We start from the raw sequence: 592 nt of genomic DNA on the forward strand, positions 1-592 counted from the left end.
CGCGAAAAGCGGGACACGGGGACACTGTACGGAATATCGCTGGCAATAGCGGGCTGGCTCCGCTATCTTCTGGCGGTCGGCGACGACGGCAAGCCGCTCGAGCTCAGCGCCGACCCTATGCTGGAGACGCTCCGCGGCTTGCTGCGGGGAATACGTTTCGGCGAGCCGGCTTCCGCGGCGGGCAGACTCAAGCCGATCCTGTCGAACGCGGCGCTGTTCGGCGTCGATTTGTACGAGACGAAGGTGGCGGGAAAAGTCGAGACGATGTTTGCGGAACTCATCGCGGGACCGCACACGGCGCTCGCGGTGCTGAACAAATACTTGGCGTAACCCGTGCAGAGCGCGGGTAACGACCGGGTTTTCTGAAAAACTCGGAGGTGGGCATAGCATATAGGCAAAACAGGACACGCAACTTGCAGGTTTTGCCCCGCTGTTTTTCCATTCGCCTGTCTGGGTAGTGTGGACTGGAAGGTAGAGGAATAAACACCTGACATGAATGGCGGCGATGAAGGAAGCGGCAAGCTTTGCGCAGCGCGTGGCAATTCCCCGCCGGCGCTTGAGGGCACGGAAGACGTTTTCAATGACGTGCCGC

1 pseudogene is annotated in these 592 nt (G+C 60.5%); it reads left to right on the top strand.

Annotated features, from left to right (window positions below):
* A pseudogene (locus AWU74_RS12020) lies at nucleotides 1-330 on the top strand (mannitol dehydrogenase family protein); the annotation flags it as partial.
* Nucleotides 331-592 lie beyond the last annotated feature (262 nt).

Source organism: Treponema endosymbiont of Eucomonympha sp. (assembly GCF_001028545.1).